This window comes from Rhabdochromatium marinum (assembly GCF_016583795.1).
GTDB classification, from domain to species: Bacteria; Pseudomonadota; Gammaproteobacteria; order Chromatiales; family Chromatiaceae; genus Rhabdochromatium; species Rhabdochromatium marinum.
Genome location: NZ_NRRS01000130.1, coordinates 1 through 4,033, shown reverse-complemented (window position 1 = coordinate 4,033; position 4,033 = coordinate 1). Strand labels below are relative to the sequence as shown.

4 protein-coding genes are annotated in these 4,033 nt (G+C 64.7%); 3 read left to right on the top strand and 1 reads right to left on the bottom strand.

All coding sequences use genetic code 11. From position 1 onward, the window contains the following. Together CKO36_RS18585 and CKO36_RS18580 are read left to right on the top strand one after the other, a co-directional pair. On the top strand, window positions 1–372 hold a 372-nt coding region (locus tag CKO36_RS18585), incomplete at its 5' end, for a zinc ribbon domain-containing protein (protein ID WP_200286400.1). Between the two features lie 17 nt (window positions 373–389). Further along, window positions 390–1,256: a DUF4405 domain-containing protein gene (locus tag CKO36_RS18580; RefSeq protein ID WP_200286399.1), complete on the top strand. Its 867-nt coding sequence runs from the start codon at window positions 390–392 to the stop codon at window positions 1,254–1,256. 17 nt (window positions 1,257–1,273) lie between these two features. On the opposite strand, the gene CKO36_RS18575 is transcribed toward CKO36_RS18580, so the two are convergent. Then, the gene (locus CKO36_RS18575; RefSeq protein WP_200286398.1) at window positions 1,274–2,695 is read right to left on the bottom strand and encodes an aminotransferase-like domain-containing protein; all 1,422 of its coding nucleotides are present in this window, start codon (window positions 2,693–2,695) and stop codon (window positions 1,274–1,276) included. Window positions 2,696–2,906: 211 nt separating this feature from the next. Between CKO36_RS18575 and ilvE the strand changes: the two genes are divergently transcribed. Next, on the top strand, window positions 2,907–3,821 hold the full coding sequence (gene ilvE / locus CKO36_RS18570; RefSeq protein ID WP_200286397.1) for a branched-chain-amino-acid transaminase: 915 nt from the start codon (window positions 2,907–2,909) through the stop codon (window positions 3,819–3,821). The last annotated feature ends 212 nt before the right edge of the window (window positions 3,822–4,033 follow it).

Here is a 4,033-nt window from a genome sequence, read left to right as displayed (position 1 = left end):
GTCATTGCCGAAGCACTTGACAGTGTTTCAAGCCGTCGAGGTTCGACGGTCGTTCTGGTCAATCCGGCCTACACATCGCAAATGGATTCCCGCAACGGAGGCCTGCTGGGCCGCCGCCAAGGGGATCGGTTTCACTGTTTCGACGGGGTTGTGTTGCAGGCGGATCAGAACGCTGCGCGAAACGTGCTGGCACGGTTGTCCGACCCGGACATCGAGCGGTTCACGCCGTATCGAGCCGTGAAAGCGATCTTGCAAGCACGGACTGAGCGCCTCCGGTTGGGACTGCTCAACCAGGACTCCAGTTGCTCGCCCGAACATGACCGGGTGCTATCAACGGAGAGCGAATTACCGAATGAGCACTTTCGAGTATGAAATTTGGAGCAGCCAGAATGCGCAAGAACAAACAGTCCCTTCGCTCGTTCACGGCCTTCATCGTGACCTGGGCCTTCGTCGTCCTCATGATCACCGGCCTGGTGCTCTACGTCGTCCCGCACGGGCGTATCGCCTACTGGACCCACTGGTCGCTCTGGGGGCTCGAAAAGGACCGCTGGGCCTGGATCCATATGACCTTCGGTGGCGTTTTCATCGTCGCCGCCTTTCTGCATCTCTATTTCAACTGGAAGCCCTTCAAGCAGTACATCGCCGACCGCATCCAGGGGCATCTGGCATTCAAGCGCGAGATCCTGATCGCCACCCTGGCGACCCTGGCGCTGGTCGTCCTCTCGGCGCTCGACCTGCCTCCGGCCAGCTGGATCATCCAACTGAATTCGGACATCAAGAACGCCTGGGTCACCGAGCCCGCGCTCGAACCGCCCTTCGGTCACGCCGAGGAGGCCTCTCTGGCCGCGCTCGCCCGACGCATGGACTTCGAACTGGAACCGGCGCTCTCGGCACTGCGCGATCAGGGCGTCACCGTCGAGAACGGTCGTGAGACGCTCGAACAGATCGCCCGGCGCAATGGCATGACACCCATGACAGTCTACGCGCTCATCCCTCGACCGCAGCCGGCTCCAGCATCGGCATCCGAGAGAATGACGCCCGAGGAGATCGAGGCGCGCTTCGCGGGAACCGGTCTGGGCCGCAAACGGCTCTCCGAGGTCTGCGAGATGGTCGGGCTGGACGTCCAAACCGGGCAGGAGCGTCTGGCGAGCGCGGGCATCGAGGCCGGACCTGACGACGGCATTCGCGATCTGGCCGACACCAACGGCAAGCGCCCGATCGACCTGCTGGTCATCATCCTGAACGCAAGTCAGTGAACTGGACGGCCTTCCGGTCAGCTGGACCCGCCTTCCCGAATCAATCCAGCAATGGTCGCCAAGGCCCGCTCGACCCGGTCGTCCCACTCGCAGGCACATGACAGCCGCAGGCAGTTCCGGTATTTCTGGGTGGCGGAGAAGATCGGCCCCGGAGCGATGCTGATCCGCCGATCGAGCAGGCGCTGGCTCAGCTCGAAGGTGTCGATCGGCTCGCCCAGCTCGACCCAGACGACGAAGCCGCCCTGGGGACGCGTGACCCGGGTCCCCTCAGGGAAATGCCGATCCACCGCCTCGATCATGCGCTCGACCGCGCGCGCATATCCGCCGCGCGCCTTGCGCAGATGCCGCTCGTAGGCACCGCTGCGCAGCAGTTCGGCCACGGCGATCTGGGGCGCGGTCGCCGTGGCCATGTTGGTCACGTATTTCAGATACTCGATCTTCTCGTGATAGCGGCCGGGGGCGATCCAACCGACGCGCAGCCCGGGTGACAGCGTCTTCGAGAAGGAGGCGCAGTAGAGCACCATGCCTGCCTCATCATAGGCCTTGCAGACGGATGGCCGGCGCTGCGAAAAGCCGATGTCGCCGTAGACGTCGTCCTCGATCAGGGCGACCTGGTGTCTGGCGAGCAAGGCGACCAGGCGCTGCTTGCGCTCATCCGGCATCAGATAGCCGAGCGGGTTGCTGTAGTTCGGCACCAGAATGCAGGCCTTGACCCGCCACTGCTCCAGGGCGAGCTGCAGCGCCTCCAGCGACAGACCGTCGCGCGGATGGGTGGGGATCTCCAGCGCCTTCAGTCCCAGGGCGTCGATCGCCTGCAGCAGACCATAGAAGGTCGGCGATTCGATCGCTACCACGTCGCCGGGCTCGGTGACGGCGCGCAGGGCCAGCACGATCGCCTCCTGACAGCCGCTGGTGACGATGATCTCGTCTGCCGGGGTGTGGCATCCGCATTCCGCCATGCGGCGTGCGAGCTGCTGGCGGAGTTCCGGGGCGCCGGGCGGAAAGGCATAGCCGATGACGCGCTGGCGGTGCAGCCTGGCGGCGCTCGACAGCGCCCGCTCCACCGCGCGCTCGGGGAGGAAGCCGGGCCCCGGAACCGCCGCGCCCAGCTGCACGGTGTGCGGCTCATTGGTCGCCTTGCTGAGCTGCATCGCCAGCTGCTGACCTGAGATCGCCCGGGGTCGCACGCTGGGCCGGGAGATGTCCGGCTCCGGGATCCGGATCCTGGGGCGAGAGCGGACGTAGAAGCCCGAGCGGGGCCTGGCCTCGATGAAGCCGTCCTCCTCAAGCCGGCGGTACACCGCGACCGCAGTCGCCGCGCTGATACTGCGCTGGCCGCTGAAGACGCGCACGCCGGGAAGCCGCTCGCCGGCCCGAAAGAGACCCTGCTCGATCTGTTCCGCAATCTCGGATGCCAGTCGTTCGTAGAGGAAGGCCATAGGGTCACCACGACAGATCGGGCGCCTTGGGAGCGATACAGATGCCCGACCGCTTCATCTGTACCGAAACAAAAACAGATAATTGCATCTGTAATGTTCATCGCCGACGCTCTAAAGTCAAGGTCGACAGGAGGATCCGTCGGCGCGGCGAACGTCCGGATCCCGTTTGGCCGGCCCATGCCGGTCTTCAAGACACGAGAGGAGAGATTCTGTGCATCGACATGCCATCTGTTGGTTGAACGGGGAGCTGCTGCCGGCGGCTCAGGCGACCCTATCCGTGCTGGATCACGGCCTGCTGTACGGCGACGGCATCTTCGAGGGCATTCGGTTCTACAACCGCCACGCCTTTCGGCTCGACGCCCACCTCGACAGACTGGAGCTCTCGGCACGGGCGATCGCGCTGCAGATCCCGTACGGGAGGGATGCGCTGATCGAGGCGATCGCTCGGACGATTGCGGCCTTCGAGGAGCCCGACGGCTATCTGCGGCTGGTGGTGACGCGCGGGGTCGGACCCATGGGGCTCAATCCGCGCGGTTGCGGTCCCGCGACCCTCTTCATCGTCGCCGACCAGCTGAGCCTAACGAGCCGGGCGGTCAGGGAAGAGGGCGCGCGTCTCATCATCGCCGCCACCCAGCGACTGCCCCCGAACGGTCTCGATCCGCGAATCAAGAGCCTCAACTATCTGAATCATATCCTCGCCCGCATCGAGGCCAATCACGCCGGCGTCGACGAGGCGGTGCTACTGAACGGTGCGGGACGGGTGGCGGAAGGCACCGCAGAAAACCTCTTCGTCGTGCGCGATGGCGCCCTGCTGACCCCGCCGACAACCGAAGGGGCGCTCGACGGCATCACCCGGCAATGCATCATCGAGGTGGCGGTGGAGGCGGGGATCCCGGTGTGCGAATGCCCGCTCGCCCCCTACGATCTCTACACGGCGGACGAATGCTTCCTCACCGGAACCGCCGCCGAGCTGATTCCGGTCCGGGACATCGGCGGCCGGCCCATGACCCAGTGCCCGGGCCAGCTCTTTCTGAGTCTGCAGGACCGCTTCGCGGCACTGGTGGAACGGGAGACCGGGTCCATGGCCGCAGACCGGTCTCCGCACCTGAGACTGGAGCGCACCTGATCCTCTGTACGCACGTTTGCCCCCTTGAATATGACTTGCAGTAATATCTGCTCCGAATTTCATACTCGAAAGTGCTCATTCGGTCATTCGCTCTCCGTTGATAGCACCCGATTTTGTCCGGGCGAGCAACTGGAGTCCTGGTTGAGCAGTCCCAACCGCAGGCGCTCAGTCCGTGCTTGCAAGATCGCTTTCACAGCTCGATACGGCGTGAA